The sequence below is a fragment of the Sphingomonas koreensis genome, from assembly GCF_002797435.1.
Classification (GTDB): domain Bacteria; phylum Pseudomonadota; class Alphaproteobacteria; order Sphingomonadales; family Sphingomonadaceae; genus Sphingomonas; species Sphingomonas koreensis.
Window position 1 is genome coordinate 3,950,624 of the sequence record NZ_PGEN01000001.1, and the last position, 15,380, is coordinate 3,966,003.

Sequence of the window (15,380 nt, forward strand, 5' to 3'; positions counted from 1 at the left end):
CGGCGTGGTGAGGAGAGAAACGATGCGGATCATGGCCGGATTTTCCACGCTGGCGCTGGCTGGATGTGCCGCCGCTGCGACGCCGGGGACGGACAGCGTCGAGGCATGGCTGACGCTGCCGGACCAGTCGGCGCTGCTCGCGCAGCAATCCCCGATTCCTTTCGGTGGCGAGGGCGGGACGATAGTGATCGCTGTCGACCCCGCGCAGCGCTTTCAGAAGATTGTCGGCTTTGGGGCCTCGATCACCGACGCTTCGGCTTGGCTGATCGAGAAGAAGATGTCTCCGGCGCAGCGTGACGCGCTGCTCAAGGACCTGTTCGGTCCCGCGCCGGGGATCAATCTGAGCTTCACCCGCCTGACCGTCGGCGCGTCCGATTTCTCGCGCACGCACTACAGTTATGACGACAGGCCCAAAGGCCAGACCGATCCGCAGCTAAGGCATTTCTCGATCGCTCCGGCAAGAGAGGTGGTGCTCCCCGCCGTACGGGCTGCCCGGCGGATCAATCCGAAGATCGCGCTGATGATATCGCCGTGGAGCGCGCCGGGCTGGATGAAGAGCACGGATTCGCTGATCAAGGGCACGCTAAAGCCGGAGGCCTATGCGCCCTTCGCCGCCTATCTGCGCCGCACCGCGCAGGAATTCGCACGCGAGGCCGGGCCGGTCGATTATCTCAGCATCCAGAACGAGCCGGATTTCGAACCCGAAGACTATCCGGGCATGCGGCTCAGCCCCGCCCAGCGCGCCGAGGTGATCGGCCGGCATGTCGGACCCGAATTCGCGCGTGCGGGGCTGAATACGAAGATCCTCGACTGGGACCACAACTGGGACAAACCCGAACAGCCGCTCGGCGTGCTGGCCGATCCGGTGGCTGCCAAATATGTCTCGGGTGTCGCGTGGCACTGCTATGGCGGCGATGTCGCCGCGCAGTCGAAGGTGCGGGAGGCGCATCCCGACAAGGATGCCTTCTTCACCGAATGCTCGGGCGGCGAATGGTCAAAGGCCTGGCCCGACAGCTGGGCCTGGACGGTGCGGACGCTGGTGATCGGTAGTGTCCGGCATTGGGCGCGCGGCGTGCTGATGTGGAACCTGGCGCTTGACGAGAATTACGGGCCGCGTCTCGGCGGGTGCGGGAACTGCCGCGGCGTGGTCAGGATCGACAGCAAGACCGGCCAGGTGACCCGCAACCCTGAATATTATGCGCTCGGCCATGCCAGCCGCTTCGTCGAGCAGGGCGCATGGCGCATCGCCTCCGCGAGCACTCCGGGCGGGATCGAGACTGTCGCGTTCCTCAACCCGGGGGGGACGCGAGTGCTGCTGGCGTTCAATGCGGGCGCCGCGGGGCAGGCCTTCGCCGTCGAGGCGGATGGCCGACGTTTCGCCTATACTCTTGCGCCGGGCGCGGCGGTCACCTTCCGATGGCGGGCGCCGCGCTGAGCACCCGCGCCGCCTTTGCTGCGGTCGCGGCGCTCTTCTTCGCCTGGGGCTTCGTCTGCGCCAATAACGATCCGCTGATTGCGGCGGTTCGTCACGTCTTCCGCCTGTCCTGGACCGAGGCGCTGCTTACGCATATCGTCTTCTTCTTCGCCTTCGCGACCGTCTCGCTTCCGGCTGCTGCATTGCTCGCACGGGCAGGGGCGACGCGGACGATCCTGATCGCGCTTGGGTCGATGCTAGCCGGTTGCCTCGTCATTCAGGCGGTGCGCTGGGTACCAGCGTTTGGAGTCGTCCTCGGCGGACTATTCCTGCTCGCCGCCGGTGTCGCCACGCTTCAGGTCGCCGCCAACCCGCTCGCGGCGGCGCTGGGACCGCCCGGGCAGCGTCACTTCCGCCTCACGCTGGCACATTCGCTCAACTCGCTCGGCATGGTCTGCGGCGCCCATTTCGGCGCGCAGTTCCTGCTGGCGGAAGTGAATCTCACGCCGGCGATGCCCGCCAGTCGCGTCGCTGGCGCACCGACCATCGCGCACGCCTTTCTGGTGATCGGCGGCCTCACCTTCGGTCTCGCCCTGCTGACCCTGGCCGTGCGTCGGACGATCGAGCGTGCTGCGCCAGCCCCTGCGCCGGGGGGCGGGCTGGGCGATGCGTTGCGGTCGCGCTGGGCGATCGCGGGCGCAGCTGCGATCGGCCTCTATGTCGGCGCCGAGGTATCGATCGGTAGCGTGCTGATCCCGTTTCTGTCATCTCCCGACACGCTGGGGCTCCCCGCCGCGGTCGCGGGGGCCTATGTCGCCAATCTCTACTGGGGTGGCGCGCTGGCCGGACGCTTTCTCGGCAGCTGGGCGTTGCGCTTCATCCCCGCGGCGCGACTGCTGGCACTGTTCGCGGGGAGCGCCGCAGCCCTGTGCCTGGCGGCGCTTGTCCTGCCCGGACCGGCCGCAGCCTGGTGCGTGCTCGCGATCGGGTTGTTCAACTCGATCCTGTTCCCGACCGTCTTCGGCCTAACGCTCGAACGGTCTGGCGTGAGTGAGGCGGCGACGTCGGGACTGCTGTGCGTCGCCATCGGCGCTGGCGCAGTGCTGCCCTTCCTGGTCGGCCGGATCGCTGATCTGGCCGGCCTCGGTTGGACCTTCGTGATACCGATGATCGGTTACGTCTATATTCTGGGGTTCGCTTTCCGAGCGGCGGCGAGCCCCGATACCGGAAGCAGCGCCGTCAATCGACGTCCAAGGTCTCGGGCTGAACGATGAGCTAGCATACGAAGCTGTTGAAAATTCACGGCTTGAAGCCGCCTGACACTGCCGTTGGCCCGCGGGAGAAGAAGCTTCGTCGGGTGGCTCGGTTGGGACAGTGGGTCAAATTCACAAGAGAATATACCGCATTTCAAGTGCTTATAGGCTTTTTCGAGCGCTTGCCGGCGGTAGGAATTCGGTTCTTGCTACCGCCATGCGCTGGTTCGAACCCAGCCGCCCCAGCCAGTTCTTCACTGAATTCCTGATTTGAGCGGTCCGGTTCGCTGGTGGGGGCGGCGTGCAATCGCGAATGGATCGGCAGTTCCCTGTGTATCTCGGGCTGAGTGGAGATACGGCAATCAGCTTGCCATGACCCGAAGGGTGGCGACCCGATCGGCTTCCTCGGCGGGCTTGTCGCGACGGATCCGCAGAATCCGGGGAAAGCGCATCGCCAATCCCGATTTGTGCCGCTTCGACAAATGAATGGAGTCGAAGACCACTTCGAGTACCAGCGTTTTCTCCACCTCACGGACCGGCCCGAACCGGGCCACGGTGTGGTTGCGCACGAAATTGTCTAGCCATTTCAGCTCTTCGTCGGTGAACCCCGAATAGGCCTTGCCGACCGGGAGCAATTCGCCCGCATCGCTCCAGCAGCCGAATGTGTAATCCGAATAGAAGCTCGCACGGCGCCCGTTGCCGCGCTGCGCGTACATCATCACGCAATCGGCGGTAAGCGGATCACGCTTCCATTTATACCACAGGCCGGCACGCCGTCCCGGGACATAGGGAGCATCCCGCCGCTTGAGCATGACGCCCTCGATCGCAGCGTCGCGCGCGCCCGTACGCCGCGCGGCAAGGTCGTCCCAGTCCTTGGCATCGATCACCTGCGAAAGATCGAAATGGCTGGCGGCAAGACGGGGCAGGAAGGTCTCGAGCCTGCGCCGCCGATCATGCCAGGCCAGACTGCGCAGATCCTCGCCATCCACCGCCAGCAAGTCATAGACCCGCACGAATGCCGGATACTCGGCCAGCATCTGCTTCGACACCGTCTTGCGGCCGAGCCGTTGCTGGAGGGCGTTGAAGCTTGCCGCCTCACCGCCCTGCGCGTCGCCGCGTACCAGCAGCTCGCCGTCGATCACCGCATCCTGATCGAATGCCGCGATCAGTTCCGGGAACGCTCCGCTGATTTCCTCCCCGCCGCGGCTGTAGATGCGGGTCTCGCCACCGCCATGCACGATCTGGACGCGGATCCCGTCCCATTTCCATTCTGCGGCATAGTCATCGAGATCGACGGACCCGGCCTCGAGCGGATGCGCCAGCATGAACGGGCGGAAGAAGGGAAGATCGGAAAGATCCGGCCGCGCCGCTCTGCCTTCGCCCCATGCGAAGATCGGCGCGTAGGGTGGCGGTATCGCGTGCCAGACCTCCTCGACATCGTCGATCTGCACGTCGAAAGCCTGGGCAAATGCCTGTTTCGCCAGCCGCGCCGATACCCCGATCCGCATGCCGCCAAGCGCGAGCTTGAGCAGCGCGTATCGCCCATCGGCATCGAGCCGGTCGAGCAGCCCCGCGACGACCTGCGGGGCATCGGCGCGCGTCGCGGCGGAAAGCGCGGCGACCGCCTCGGATACGCTGGGATCATCCTGCTTGCGCAGCGCGTCCGGCCAGAGGAGGGCCGCCGTCTCCGCCGTATCGCCGACGAAATGCCGGGACAGCCGGAACAGCTCCTCGTCGACTCGCGTCGCGAGCAATGCCCGTACCATCGCGGATTTAACCGCCGGAAAATCGAGCGTCTCGGTCAGCGCGGCGATCGCCCAGCCACGATCGGGGTCGGGGGTATGGCGCAGATAGTCGGCGATCAGTGCCAGCTTGGTATTGCGGGAGCGGGTGTAGATCAGCCGGTCGATCAGGGCGGCAAATCGCTTCAAGCCTCCTCCTCCAGGTCGCGTCCAACGAGATGCAGGGCTCGCGCCTTGCGCTGGTTGAGCGCGCACCAGCGCAACAAGCCTTCCTCACTGCCATGCGTGATCCAGCTCTCCTTCGGGTTCACCTCTGCGATCGTCGTCGTCAGTTCATCCCAGTCTGCATGATCCGAAATCACGAGCGGCAGCTCGACCATCCGCTGCCGCGCGCGTTGCCGCACACGCATCCAGCCCGAGGCCATGGCGGTGATGGGATCGGGCAGCCGCCGGGACCAGCGGTCATTCAGGGCGGCGGGTGGCGCGAGCACGATCTGTCCCCGCATCGCGTCCTTGGCGGTTTCGCTGACCAGCCGCAAATCACCCAGTTCGACGCCATGCTCGGTATAGAGCGCGCACATCCGTTCCAGCGCGCCGTGGATATAGATGGGCAGCGCCCATCCACCCGCGCGCAGTTCGGCGATCACCCGCTGCGCCTTGCCCAGCGCATAGGCGCCGACGAGGACGCAGCGCTCAGGTTCGGCGCGGACCGCGGCGATCAGTTTGCCAACCTCGTCCGCGGTCGGCGGGTGTCGGAACACCGGCAGGCCGAAGGTCGCCTCGGTAACGAGGATATCGCACGGCACAACCTCGAACGGCGCGCAGGTCGGGTCCGGCCGTCGCTTGTAGTCCCCGGTCACGACGATCCGTTCGCCTGCATAGTCCATCGCGATCTGTGCGCTGCCCAGCACGTGCCCGGCCGGATGAAAGGTGAAACGCACCCCGCCGCGTTCGAATCCGTCCTGATAGGAAAAGGCAGCATTGTGAGCCGCCCCGGCATCCACACCGTAGCGCAGCGACATGATTGCTAATGTCTCAGGCGTTGCGAACACGGCGCCATGCCCGCTGCGCGCATGATCGGCATGGCCATGCGTCACGACGGCGCGTTCTACCGGTTGGGACGGATCAATCCACAGATCGGCAGGCCGCACATACAGCCCGTGTGAATGGGGTTCGACCCAGCTCGCCGCGCCCGCGCTCACCACGACGAAGTCAACGCGTGCTCATCATGTGCCGGGCGGGCGGAGACGGCCGGCGAGGGTGACCTTGGGCGCATTCGGGTTGGTGCTCTGCTCTCGCCGATCCTCTCGCAGAAAACCGCCGCACGGGGGAAGAGTTCCCGCTTCGCCTATCCACTCTGGAGGCACGCCAGGACAGCCGTCCGGAAGCGCCCGCCAAATCTGCTGGGGAACCGTTACGTGATTGGAATGTTGTGCTTTTATCTCTAGCAGCTGGGAAGATGCCATGGGTGGCGCGCTATCATCGGATTCCTGTTCAACGCCGATCGCGGATCGCGATTTCAAGCAAATGCTGGCCGACGTCATTCCCCAATTGCGCGCATTCGCACGCAGCCTTTGCGGCGAACGCGAGCTTGCCGATGACCTGGTGCAGGAGACGATGCTCAAGGCTTGGGGAGCCAGGACGGTGTTCGAACCCGGCACCAACTTTCGGGCCTGGACCTTCACGATCCTGCGGAACCATTATTTCACGCTTCAGCGCCGCAAGCGCTTCGTTGGGCAGTGGGACGATCTGGTCGCCGAGCGCCTGCTCTGCGCGCCGGCCGCGCAGGATGGTGTCGTCGAGCTTCGCGATATGCTGCGCGCGCTTCAGCAACTTCCGCCGGACCAGCGAGAAGCGCTGGTCCTCGTCGGCGCCGGAGGCATCTCCTACGAAGAGGCGGCGAAGATCACCGGCGTCGCGACCGGTACGGTGAAGAGCCGGGTTTCGCGAGCCCGGGCCACGCTCGAGGCGCTGATGGGAGACGGAAAGCTGGCGCAGACACGGGCCGAGTTCGACGAGGCGGACGATCCGGTCGTTAGCATCTTCGCATATATCGAAGGCGCAAAGGCGCGCGGCCGTGCGGTGCCCGAAAGCGGCAGCCTCGACGCGTTGGCCGCCTAGCACCCAGACAGAAGGAGGGCGCATGCTCGAAACGGATACGGACGTCCTGGACGACTTTGGCGAGGCGGTTCTCAACGGCCTCTCGCTTGCGCAGAAGGCGATCCCTGCGCGCTATTTCTATGACCGGCGCGGCTCCGAGCTGTTCGAGGAAATCACTCGGCTCCCCGAATATTACCCGACCCGTACCGAGACCGATCTTCTCCGCGTGCATGCCGGCGATCTCGCACGGCTTGCCGGTTACGGCCGTACGCTGGTTGAATTCGGGGCGGGTTCGGCGACCAAGACTCCTTTGCTTCTGACCGCGATTGCCGCGCCCACCTATGTCCCGATCGACATTTCGGGCGAGTTCCTGAACGATTCGGCCGCCGCCCTCAAGCAACGCTATCCGACGGTGCAGGTGCTCCCGGTTATCGGCGATTTCACCAAGTCCCTTGTTCTTCCCCGTTTCAGTGGCCCGCTTACCGGCTTCTTCCCCGGTTCGACCATCGGTAACTTCGGACACCGGGCCGCGACGGACCTGCTGCGTTCGTTTCGCGCGATCCTCGGCGAGAATGCCCGTCTCGTCATCGGCATCGACACACGCAAGAATCCGCGGCTTCTCGAAGCGGCCTATGACGATGCGTGCGGCGTGACGGCTGCCTTCAACCTCAACCTTCTTCACCGGATCAATCGCGAGCTCGGCGGGACGATAGCCGTGGACGCCTTCGAGCATCGTGCGGTCTGGCACGATGGGCTTGGCCGGATTGAGATGCACCTTCTTGCGAATATGGATATGACGTTCCGTGTGGCGGGGCAGCAGTTCAGCATGCGAGCGGGCGAAACGATCCATACCGAGAACAGCTACAAGTATACCCCTGAGGAAGCGCGGCTGCTCGCGCGAGCCTCGGGGTGGGAGCCGCTGGCGTTCTGGACCGATCCGCACAATTGTTTCGGCCTGCATGTCTGGGCCGCGGCCGACGATGAGGCCGGGCCGTGACGCAGAACGCCCGACCGGTGCGGTCCGGCCGACCGGATCCCGAGCAGCGCTTTCGATTGGTCCGCGATGCAACCGAAGCCCTCACCGCGACCTTGTCGGCGGAAGATTGTCAGGTTCAGTCGATGCCCGACGCCAGTCCGGCGAAATGGCATCTTGCACACACAAGCTGGTTCTTCGAGACATTCCTCCTTTTGCCGTTGCTTCCCGGCTATCGCGCCTTCGATCCCGCCTATGCGACCCTCTTCAATTCTTACTATGTGGGTGTCGGCGCGCGCCACCCGCGCGCCGAACGGGGCCTGATCTCACGCCCCTCGCTCGAAGATATCCATGCCTATCGCCGGCATATCGACAAGGCCATGCTCCATCTCATCGCCAGCGTCGCTCCGGCGCGGTGGCTGGGTCTGCTTGAGCTCGGTATCCATCACGAGCAACAGCACCAGGAACTCATTCTGATGGATATTCAGCATGCGCTTTCCTGCAATCCGATCGCGCCGGCCTATCGTGAGAAGGGCCCCGGGTTCGCCGCACCAGGCGAGCTTGAATGGAGCGAGATCCCGGGTGGCTTGTACACGATCGGTGATAACGGCGAAGGCTTCGCCTTCGACAACGAGGGGCCTTGTCATCGGATATGGCTGGAGCCCTTTCGTATCACCAACCGGCTGACAACGGCGGGCGAGTATCTCCGCTTCATTGAGGATAATGGCTATCGGCGGCCGGAGTTGTGGCTGTCCGACGGGTGGGCCGCGGTTGAGGCGAACGGCTGGGGCGCGCCGCTCTACTGGCATCAGAGCGACTCCGGCTGGACCCGTTTTGCCCTGGACGGACGCCAGCCGCTCGATCTCTCCGAGCCCGTTCTCCATCTCAGCTATTATGAAGCGGATGCCTATGCCCGTTGGGCGGGCCACCGCCTGCCGACCGAAGCGGAATGGGAGACCGCGGCGACCCGATCTTCGCTCCGGCAGCTATTCGACCAGGGCTGGCAATGGACCGCTTCCCCCTATGTCGCCTATCCCGGCTTCGCGCCCGCTGCAGGAGCCGTCGGCGAATATAATGGGAAATTCATGGTCAATCAGATGGTCTTGCGCGGTGGATCGCTCGCGACCCCGGTCGGCCATTCCAGGCCGACCTACCGTAACTTCTTCCCACCAGCCGCGCGCTGGATGTTCTCGGCGCTCAGGCTTGCGTCCGGCTGAATCGAAGGCGGCGGTTGCGTGCCTATCTTGAAGTGCCCCTATCCATGGCGGGGGTTGGATCTGACCAACATACTGTCTTGATGCGGGAAAATGTGGAACATATAAAGAACTCATGGCCCAGCTCGATGTCCGGGAAAAGCTCGCGATCCTTGCCGATGCGGCAAAATATGACGCGTCGTGCGCCTCGTCCGGGACGAAGAAGCGCGACAGCGCCGGCAGTAAGGGGATCGGATCGACCGAAGGTATGGGCATCTGTCACGCCTATGCGCCGGACGGCCGCTGCATCAGCCTGCTCAAGATCCTGCTGACCAACAGCTGCATCTTCGACTGCCATTATTGCATCAACCGCAAGAGTTCGAACGTTCGCCGTGCGCGCTTCACGGTGCGGGAAGTGGCCGATCTCACCCTCGCATTCTACCGGCGCAATTATATCGAGGGGCTATTCCTCTCGTCCGGCATCATCCGCTCACCCGACTATACGATGGAGCAGATCGTCGAGGTGGCCCGGACATTGCGGGAAGATCATGATTTTCGCGGCTATATCCATCTCAAGACCATTCCCGATGCCGATCCCGACCTGATCCGCCGTGCGGGCCTCCACGCCGACCGGATCTCGATCAATGTCGAGCTGCCGACCGTCGCGGGCCTGGAGCGGCTAGCGCCCGAGAAGAACGCGGGACGGATCGAGGGTGCGATGGGCACGATGGACGCGGCGATACTTGACGGCGCCGATGCGAAGGCGCGTTACAGGTCGGCGCCCGATTTTGCCCCGGCAGGCCAGTCGACCCAGATGATCGTCGGGGCGGACGCGGCCACCGATGCGGCGATCGTGAAACGCGCGGCGTCGCTTTATGACCGGTTTCACCTCCGCCGCGTCTACTACTCGGCCTTCTCGCCGATTCCGGATGCGAGCGCGGTGCTCCCGCTCATCCGGCCGCCATTGATGCGCGAACACCGGCTCTACCAGGCGGACTGGATGATGCGCTTCTACGGCTATTCCAGTCGTGAGGTCGCGGATTCGGCGGACGCCGGGGGCAACCTTCCGCTCGATATCGATCCCAAGCTCGCCTGGGCGCTCAAGCACCGCGACTTCTTTCCGCTCGACGCCAATCGGGCACCGCGCGAGGCATTGTTGCGCATTCCTGGGCTCGGTGTGCGCGCGGTGGACGGCATCATCGCCGCGCGGCGCCATCGCCGGCTTCGGCTCGAGGATATCGGCCGCCTGACCGTCTCGATCGCGCGATTGCGCCCGTTCCTCATCGCCGCCGACTGGCGCCCCACCGCGCTCGCCGATGCGCTGCTGGCGCCGCGCGCACCCAAGGCGAGGCAGCTGGAGCTGTTCGGTGCGTGAACTCCGCACGGCCCATCTTGCCGCGCCGGACGATTTCGATGGCTGGCGAAGCGCGGCCCGGGCGCTGATCCTGGACGGCACCGCGCCGGATGACGTGCTATGGCAGGTCGAAGGCGAAGACGATCTGTTCGGTGCGCCACCCACGATGGCCGCCATTGCCGAAGGTGCCTTTTCCGTTCCGCGGCCCTTCGTCGATCTCGCGCGGACCGTGATCTGTCACCGCGATCCCGAGCGCTTCTCGCTGCTATTCGGATTGCTCTGCCGTCTGCGCGAAGAGCCGCGGGCGATGGAGGACGGGGCCGATCCGCTGATTCGCCGGCTCGCCCGCCTGGCCAGCGCGGTCCGGCGCGACATGCACAAGATGCGCGCCTTTCTGCGTTTCCGCGAGCTGAGTGAGGGGGAGGAGGGGCGCTATGTCGCCTGGTTCGAGCCCGAGCATCACATCGTGCGCGCCAATGCGGGGTTCTTCGTGCGCCGCTTTGCCAGCATGCGCTGGTCGATTTTGACCCCCGACCTCTCGCTCCACTGGGACGGTGAAGCGCTGTCGGAAGGGCCGGGCGCGAGCAGGGCCGAGGCGCCGGACGGTGATCCGGTGGAGGCAGTCTGGAAGACTTACTATGCGTCAATCTTCAACCCGGCGCGCGTGAAGATCGGCGCGATGCTGAAGGAGATGCCGAAGAAGTACTGGAGAAACATGCCCGAGACCGCGCTGGTGCCGGGCCTGATCGCGGGCGCACAGAGGCAGGAGAGGGCAATGGTCGCGACCTCCGCCGCCGGGATGACCGGCGACAATGCGACGAAGAGCTGGAACGCGCTGCGCACCGAGGCCAAGCGCTGCACCCGCTGCGACCTTCATCGATGCGCGACGCAGACGGTGTTCGGTGAGGGGCCGCTGGATGCCGACATTGTCTTCGTCGGCGAGCAACCGGGCGATCAGGAGGATCTCGCGGGCAGACCCTTTGTCGGCCCAGCGGGGCAGCTTTTCGACCGTGCGCTGGTTGAGGCCGGAATCGATCGCACGCGCGCCTACGTCACCAATGCGGTCAAGCATTTCAAGTTCGAGCGGCGGGGCAAGCGGCGCATTCACGACAAGCCCAACGCGGGTGAAATCTCAGCCTGCCGCTGGTGGCTGGAACGCGAACTGACGCTGATCCGCCCGCGGATCACCGTCGCGCTCGGCGCGACGGCGGCGCGATCGCTGTTCGGCAGGGCCGTGACGGTTTCGGCGCTGCGCGGCGAAGCGCAGCCGCTGCCCGAGGGCGGGGAGGCCTGGGTCACCGTCCATCCCAGCTATTTGCTGCGCGTGCGGGAGGACAAAGACGAGGAATATGCGCGCTTCGTGGAAGATCTTCGCCGGATCGGTGCGCAGCGGGCAGGCCGATGGAGGGATTCATAGTTGCGGCAATCGCTGCGCCGCGAAGCCCCAGCCTTTCAGCGTCTTCGACCGTTCCCACAGCGTTTCGGCGTCCCCGATATCGAACGGGTGCGCGTCCTTCATCCCCGAAAGCTCGGTCCAGTCGATCGGTATCGCGACAGGCGCGCCTGCCCGCGCCCGCGCGGAATAGGGCAGGATTGCGGTGCTGCCGCGCTGGTTGCGAAGCCAGTCGATGAAGATGCGGCCCTTGCGCTTCGCCTTGCTCATCGTCGCGACGAAGCGATCCAGTTCGGCCGCGCTAAGCGCATGGGCGAAGCGGGAAGCGAAATCCTTGTGCGTTTCCCAGTCATGACCGGGCGTCAGCGGCACGACGACATGCACGCCCTTGCCCCCCGACAACATGGCAAAGGAGACGAGACCGATGGCGCTCAGTTGGTCGCGGATGTCGGCGGCAGCCGTCCGCACGCGGGCGAAGTCCATGCCCTCGTCCGGATCGAGGTCGAAGATCATCCGGTCGGGCAGCTCGACCGCGTCGGCGCGAGACGCCCAGCCATGGAATTCGATCGTTCCCATCTGGACGCAGGCGAGGAGGCCGTCGGCATCGTCGACATAGATATAGTCCTCTGTCCCGCCGTCCTTCTCGCGGATCGGCACGTGATGGACATGATCACCGAATGCGCCGCTGTCGTGCTTCTGGAAGAAGCAGTTCCTGGAGCGCCCCTGCGGGCAACGGACCAGGCTGACCGGGCGGTTGGCGGCGAAGGGGAGCATCAGCGGGGCGATGCGCGCATAATAGTCGGCCAGATCGCCCTTGGTCTGACCGCTGTCGGGGAAGATGACGCGTTCGCGGCTGCTGATCTTCACCCCGCTCTCGGGCGGCGGCGCGGGGGCCGGCTTTTCCGGTTTCACAGACTTTGCCGGTTTGTCGGTGCGCAGGCCGAGGAAGCTGCCATGGCGGACGCGACCGTCACCGGTGAATTCGGCGAAGGCGACTTCCGCGACCAGCTTCGGCTCGATCCAGTGCGCGCCGCGCGCCTCGGCGCGGGGAACTTCGGCGGGGGCGTCCCGGGTGGCGAGCGGTTTCATCGCGGCGGCGAGTTCGTCCATCGTGCCCGAGTCGAAGCCGGTGCCGACCTTGCCCTTGTAGGTCAGCGTCTTCCCCTCATGCTGGGCGAGGAGGAGTGAGGCGAAGGCGCGGCCCTTCGCCTTGCTCGCGGTCCAGCCGATCACCACGAATTCCTGCCGGCGGGTGCATTTGACCTTGACCCAGTTGCGAGTGCGACCGCTGCGATAGGCGTCGTCGATGCGCTTGGCGATGATCCCTTCCTGCCCCGCATCGCATAGCGACCGGTAGAGCCTTTCCCCCGCGCCGATCAGGTGATCGGCAACTCGGATCGGTGACTCGGCATGGGCGAGCAGCGCTTCCAGCCGCTCCTTGCGCTCGATCATGGGCAGCGGCTTGAGGTCGGCTCCGTCGAGCGAGAGCAGGTCGAAGGCGAAGAAGTGAAAGGGCGTGTCGGCGCGCTGTTCGCCGTGGCCGCGCTTGAGCACCGATTGCAGCACGGAGAAGCTAGGATTGCCGTTCGCATCGAAGGCGACCACCTCGCCGTCGATCAGCGCGGGCGGAAGGTCGAGCGCGGCGATGGCCTGTACCAGAGGCCCGAACTTGGCGGTCCAGTCTAGGCCGTTGCGGGTGTAGACCTTCACTTCGCCGCCGCGCGCCGCGATCAGCAGGCGATAACCGTCATATTTGATTTCGTGCAGCCACTCATTGCCGGTGGGCACATCATCGACCAGCGTCGCCAGCTGCGGCTTGACGAAGCGGGGGAGCGGGGCCGCGCGCGACTTGCTCTTTTCCTGTGCCTTGCCCCCGATGCGGGCATTGTGCACTTTCGCCGCCTGCATCTTCCGGGCGAATGCCTTGCCCTTGATGCCCTTGAGCGACTGGGTGCCGGCGGTGTCCGCCTCGATCTGCGCCAGCGACCGGCCGGTGAGCACGCTGGTGAGGCCGCGTTCGACCAGCGTGTCGCCCTGGCCCGCCTCCGCATCGTCGATCTTGCGTAGCAGCCAGTTCTCGCGCTTCTCGCCCGGGCGACCCTTCATGCGCACCAGCAGCCATTCGCCTTTCATCCGCTCGCCATGGAGGACGAAGTGGAGATGGCCGTCCTCCAGGTCGTCGGCGCGCTTGCCAGCGACCGGCTCCCAGGTGCCGCGATCCCACAGCATGACGGTGCCGCCGCCATATTCGCCTTTCGGGATATTCCCCTCGAACTCCCCATAGTCGAGCGGGTGATCCTCGGTGCGGACCGCCAGGCGTTTGTCGGCGGGGTCGCAGCTCGGGCCCTTTGTGACCGCCCAGCTTTTGAGGACGCCGTCGATCTCGAGCCGGAAATCCCAGTGAAGCCGCGTCGCGGCGTGCTTCTGGACGACGAAGCTGTTGCCGCGCTTCTTCGCGACCTTGCCCCTGGGTTCCTTCGTGCGGGTGAAGTCGCGTTTAGCGTTGTAGATATCCAGGGGGTTCGCGGCCGTCATTGCTTGTCCTCGCCATCCGGATTCAGCCAGCGGCGTTCGACAAAGCCGAGCAGGCTCAGCATCGCGACCGCGACGATGGTGGCGCTGACGACGAGCGGCCACAGCGCTGCGCCGCAGGCGATGCCGATCATCGAGGCGAGCCAGACATGCGCGGCGGTGGTGAGATTCCTGATCTCGCCCTTGCTGAACACGATCAGCCCGGCCGCGATGATGCCGGTGAACGCGGCCGACGCCTCGAATACCCGCAGCGGGTCAATACTGCCCTGTCCGCGCAGCTGTCCGTGCAGGGCGATGGCACAGACCGTCATCAGCGCGCTGGTGAAGCAGATCATGCCATGCGTGCGCAGACCCGCGGGATGGCCGCGAAGCTCCCGGTCCAGTCCCAGCAGCAGCCCCAGGACGGTCGCGGCCCCGAGCCGCAGCAGCACCGGCCCGTCGATCAGGTGAAGCGGTGTATCCGGGTTTAGGATCATCCTGCGCGCTTGCGTTTGGCGGGGCTTGCCCGCTTGGTTGTCGCGGGTGCCTTCGCTGGGCTACGCGCCTTCTTCGCGGCGGGCTTGCGTGCGGCCTCGCCGGCTGATTTCTTGAGAGCGGCCATCAGGTCGATGACGTTGCTTCCGCTTCGCCCGCCCGGCTGGTCGTCGACCTCCTCGATGATGCGCTTGCCCTTGGCCTTTTTCTTCTTGTCGATCAGCCGGTGGAGCGCATCGACATAGCGATCGTGGAACTCCTCCGGCTTGAACGGGGCGGTGCGCTTCTCGATGATGCTGGTGGCAAGGTCGAGCATGTCCTCATCGGCGGTCTCCTCCGGCATGCCGCGGAAATAGGTCTGCGCCTTGTTCACCTCATCGGCATAGCGCAGCACTTCGAGCACCAGTCCGCGCCCGCACGGCTTGAGCGAGACAAGCTGCTCGCGCCCGCGCACCGAAAGCTGGCCGAGGCCGACCTTCCTCGTCTGGCGCAGGGCGTCGCGCAGCACGGCATAGGCCTCTTCCGCCAGATCGTCGGCGGGGACGACGAAATAGGGCTTTTCGTAATAGAGGACGTCGATCGCGTCCGCGTCGACGAACTGGATGAGATCCAGCGTCTTGCGGCTCTCGATCTTCACCGCGTCGATCTCGTCCTGCTCGAGCAGGACGTAATTGCCCTTCGACAGCTCATACCCTTTTAGGATTTCGTCGCGATCGACCGGCCCGACGCCGCTGACCACCTTTTCGTACCGGATCGGCTTGCCGGTGGGTTCGTGGATCTGGCGGAAACTCACCGCGGCGCCGGATTTGGTCGCGGGATAGACCTCGACCGGGATGGACACGAGCGCCAGCTTGATCTGGCCTTGCCAATATGCGCGTGCAGCCATGCGGAACCTCCAGACCGTCAAGCGTGCGGAGGGGGGGATGGTTCCGATGGCTTTGATCTGACCGAA

General features: G+C 65.2%; 12 protein-coding genes. 7 read left to right on the forward strand and 5 right to left on the reverse strand.

The genetic code is table 11. The features are described 5' to 3' along the window. The first annotated feature begins 22 nt into the window (after positions 1-22). Both BDW16_RS18985 and BDW16_RS18990 read left to right on the forward strand, forming a co-directional pair. The gene (locus tag BDW16_RS18985; RefSeq protein ID WP_066574132.1) at positions 23-1,435 is read left to right on the forward strand and encodes a glycoside hydrolase family 30 protein; all 1,413 of its coding nucleotides are present in this window, start codon (positions 23-25) and stop codon (positions 1,433-1,435) included. Then, the gene (locus tag BDW16_RS18990; RefSeq protein ID WP_066574130.1) at positions 1,417-2,688 is read left to right on the forward strand and encodes an MFS transporter; all 1,272 of its coding nucleotides are present in this window, start codon (positions 1,417-1,419) and stop codon (positions 2,686-2,688) included. Before BDW16_RS18985 ends, BDW16_RS18990 begins: the two co-directional genes overlap by 19 nt. A gap of 341 nt (positions 2,689-3,029) precedes the next feature. Here the strand turns inward: BDW16_RS18990 and BDW16_RS18995 are convergent, their stop codons facing one another. Together BDW16_RS18995 and BDW16_RS19000 are read right to left on the reverse strand one after the other, a co-directional pair. Further along, a complete protein-coding gene (locus BDW16_RS18995) occupies positions 3,030-4,598 on the reverse strand; it encodes a cisplatin damage response ATP-dependent DNA ligase (RefSeq protein ID WP_066574127.1) in 1,569 nt (522 codons plus the stop codon). Beyond that, positions 4,595-5,611 (reverse strand): ligase-associated DNA damage response exonuclease, encoded by a 1,017-nt coding sequence (locus BDW16_RS19000; RefSeq protein ID WP_066574957.1) that lies wholly within the window; start codon positions 5,609-5,611, stop codon positions 4,595-4,597. Before BDW16_RS19000 ends, BDW16_RS18995 begins: the two co-directional genes overlap by 4 nt. A gap of 262 nt (positions 5,612-5,873) precedes the next feature. On the opposite strand from BDW16_RS19000, the gene BDW16_RS19005 reads away from it, so the two are divergent. From BDW16_RS19005 to BDW16_RS19025, 5 genes are all read left to right on the forward strand, one after another. Next, entirely contained in the window at positions 5,874-6,530 is a 657-nt protein-coding gene (locus tag BDW16_RS19005) for a sigma-70 family RNA polymerase sigma factor (RefSeq protein WP_066574122.1), read from the forward strand. Positions 6,531-6,552: 22 nt separating this feature from the next. After that, positions 6,553-7,506 (forward strand): L-histidine N(alpha)-methyltransferase, encoded by a 954-nt coding sequence (egtD, locus tag BDW16_RS19010; protein WP_066574120.1) that lies wholly within the window; start codon positions 6,553-6,555, stop codon positions 7,504-7,506. After that, a complete protein-coding gene (gene egtB, locus BDW16_RS19015; RefSeq protein WP_066574117.1) occupies positions 7,503-8,699 on the forward strand; it encodes an ergothioneine biosynthesis protein EgtB in 1,197 nt (398 codons plus the stop codon). The genes egtD and egtB overlap by 4 nt, the downstream gene beginning before the upstream one ends. 112 nt (positions 8,700-8,811) lie before the next feature. Continuing rightward, on the forward strand, positions 8,812-10,050 hold the full coding sequence (locus BDW16_RS19020; protein WP_066574115.1) for a putative DNA modification/repair radical SAM protein: 1,239 nt from the start codon (positions 8,812-8,814) through the stop codon (positions 10,048-10,050). Continuing rightward, the gene (locus tag BDW16_RS19025) at positions 10,043-11,446 is read left to right on the forward strand and encodes a UdgX family uracil-DNA binding protein (protein ID WP_241230553.1); all 1,404 of its coding nucleotides are present in this window, start codon (positions 10,043-10,045) and stop codon (positions 11,444-11,446) included. The genes BDW16_RS19020 and BDW16_RS19025 overlap by 8 nt, the downstream gene beginning before the upstream one ends. Here BDW16_RS19025 and ligD read toward each other — a convergent pair. Genes ligD through ku form a run of 3 tightly spaced genes read right to left on the reverse strand, consistent with a single transcriptional unit; the run spans position 11,441 to position 15,314 of the window. After that, on the reverse strand, positions 11,441-13,957 hold the full coding sequence (ligD, locus tag BDW16_RS19030; protein WP_066574110.1) for a DNA ligase D: 2,517 nt from the start codon (positions 13,955-13,957) through the stop codon (positions 11,441-11,443). The two genes, BDW16_RS19025 and ligD, sit on opposite strands and share 6 nt — an antisense overlap. Next, the gene (locus BDW16_RS19035) at positions 13,954-14,430 is read right to left on the reverse strand and encodes an MgtC/SapB family protein (RefSeq protein WP_066574107.1); all 477 of its coding nucleotides are present in this window, start codon (positions 14,428-14,430) and stop codon (positions 13,954-13,956) included. Before BDW16_RS19035 ends, ligD begins: the two co-directional genes overlap by 4 nt. Then, positions 14,427-15,314 (reverse strand): non-homologous end joining protein Ku, encoded by an 888-nt coding sequence (gene ku / locus BDW16_RS19040; RefSeq protein WP_066574955.1) that lies wholly within the window; start codon positions 15,312-15,314, stop codon positions 14,427-14,429. Before ku ends, BDW16_RS19035 begins: the two co-directional genes overlap by 4 nt. Positions 15,315-15,380: the final 66 nt, after the last annotated feature.

What these genes read in the sequence shown, in the direction of transcription:
- BDW16_RS18985 (WP_066574132.1), top strand. Translation starts at nt 23, where the DNA reads ATGCGGATCATGGCCGGATTTTCCACGCTGGCGCTGGCTGGATGTGCC.
- BDW16_RS18990 (WP_066574130.1), top strand. Translation starts at nt 1,417, where the DNA reads ATGGCGGGCGCCGCGCTGAGCACCCGCGCCGCCTTTGCTGCGGTCGCG.
- BDW16_RS19005 (WP_066574122.1), top strand. Translation starts at nt 5,874, where the DNA reads ATGGGTGGCGCGCTATCATCGGATTCCTGTTCAACGCCGATCGCGGAT.
- egtD (WP_066574120.1), top strand. Translation starts at nt 6,553, where the DNA reads ATGCTCGAAACGGATACGGACGTCCTGGACGACTTTGGCGAGGCGGTT.
- BDW16_RS19020 (WP_066574115.1), top strand. Translation starts at nt 8,812, where the DNA reads ATGGCCCAGCTCGATGTCCGGGAAAAGCTCGCGATCCTTGCCGATGCG.
- ligD (WP_066574110.1), bottom strand. Translation starts at nt 13,957, where the DNA reads ATGACGGCCGCGAACCCCCTGGATATCTACAACGCTAAACGCGACTTC.
- BDW16_RS19035 (WP_066574107.1), bottom strand. Translation starts at nt 14,430, where the DNA reads ATGATCCTAAACCCGGATACACCGCTTCACCTGATCGACGGGCCGGTG.
- ku (WP_066574955.1), bottom strand. Translation starts at nt 15,314, where the DNA reads ATGGCTGCACGCGCATATTGGCAAGGCCAGATCAAGCTGGCGCTCGTG.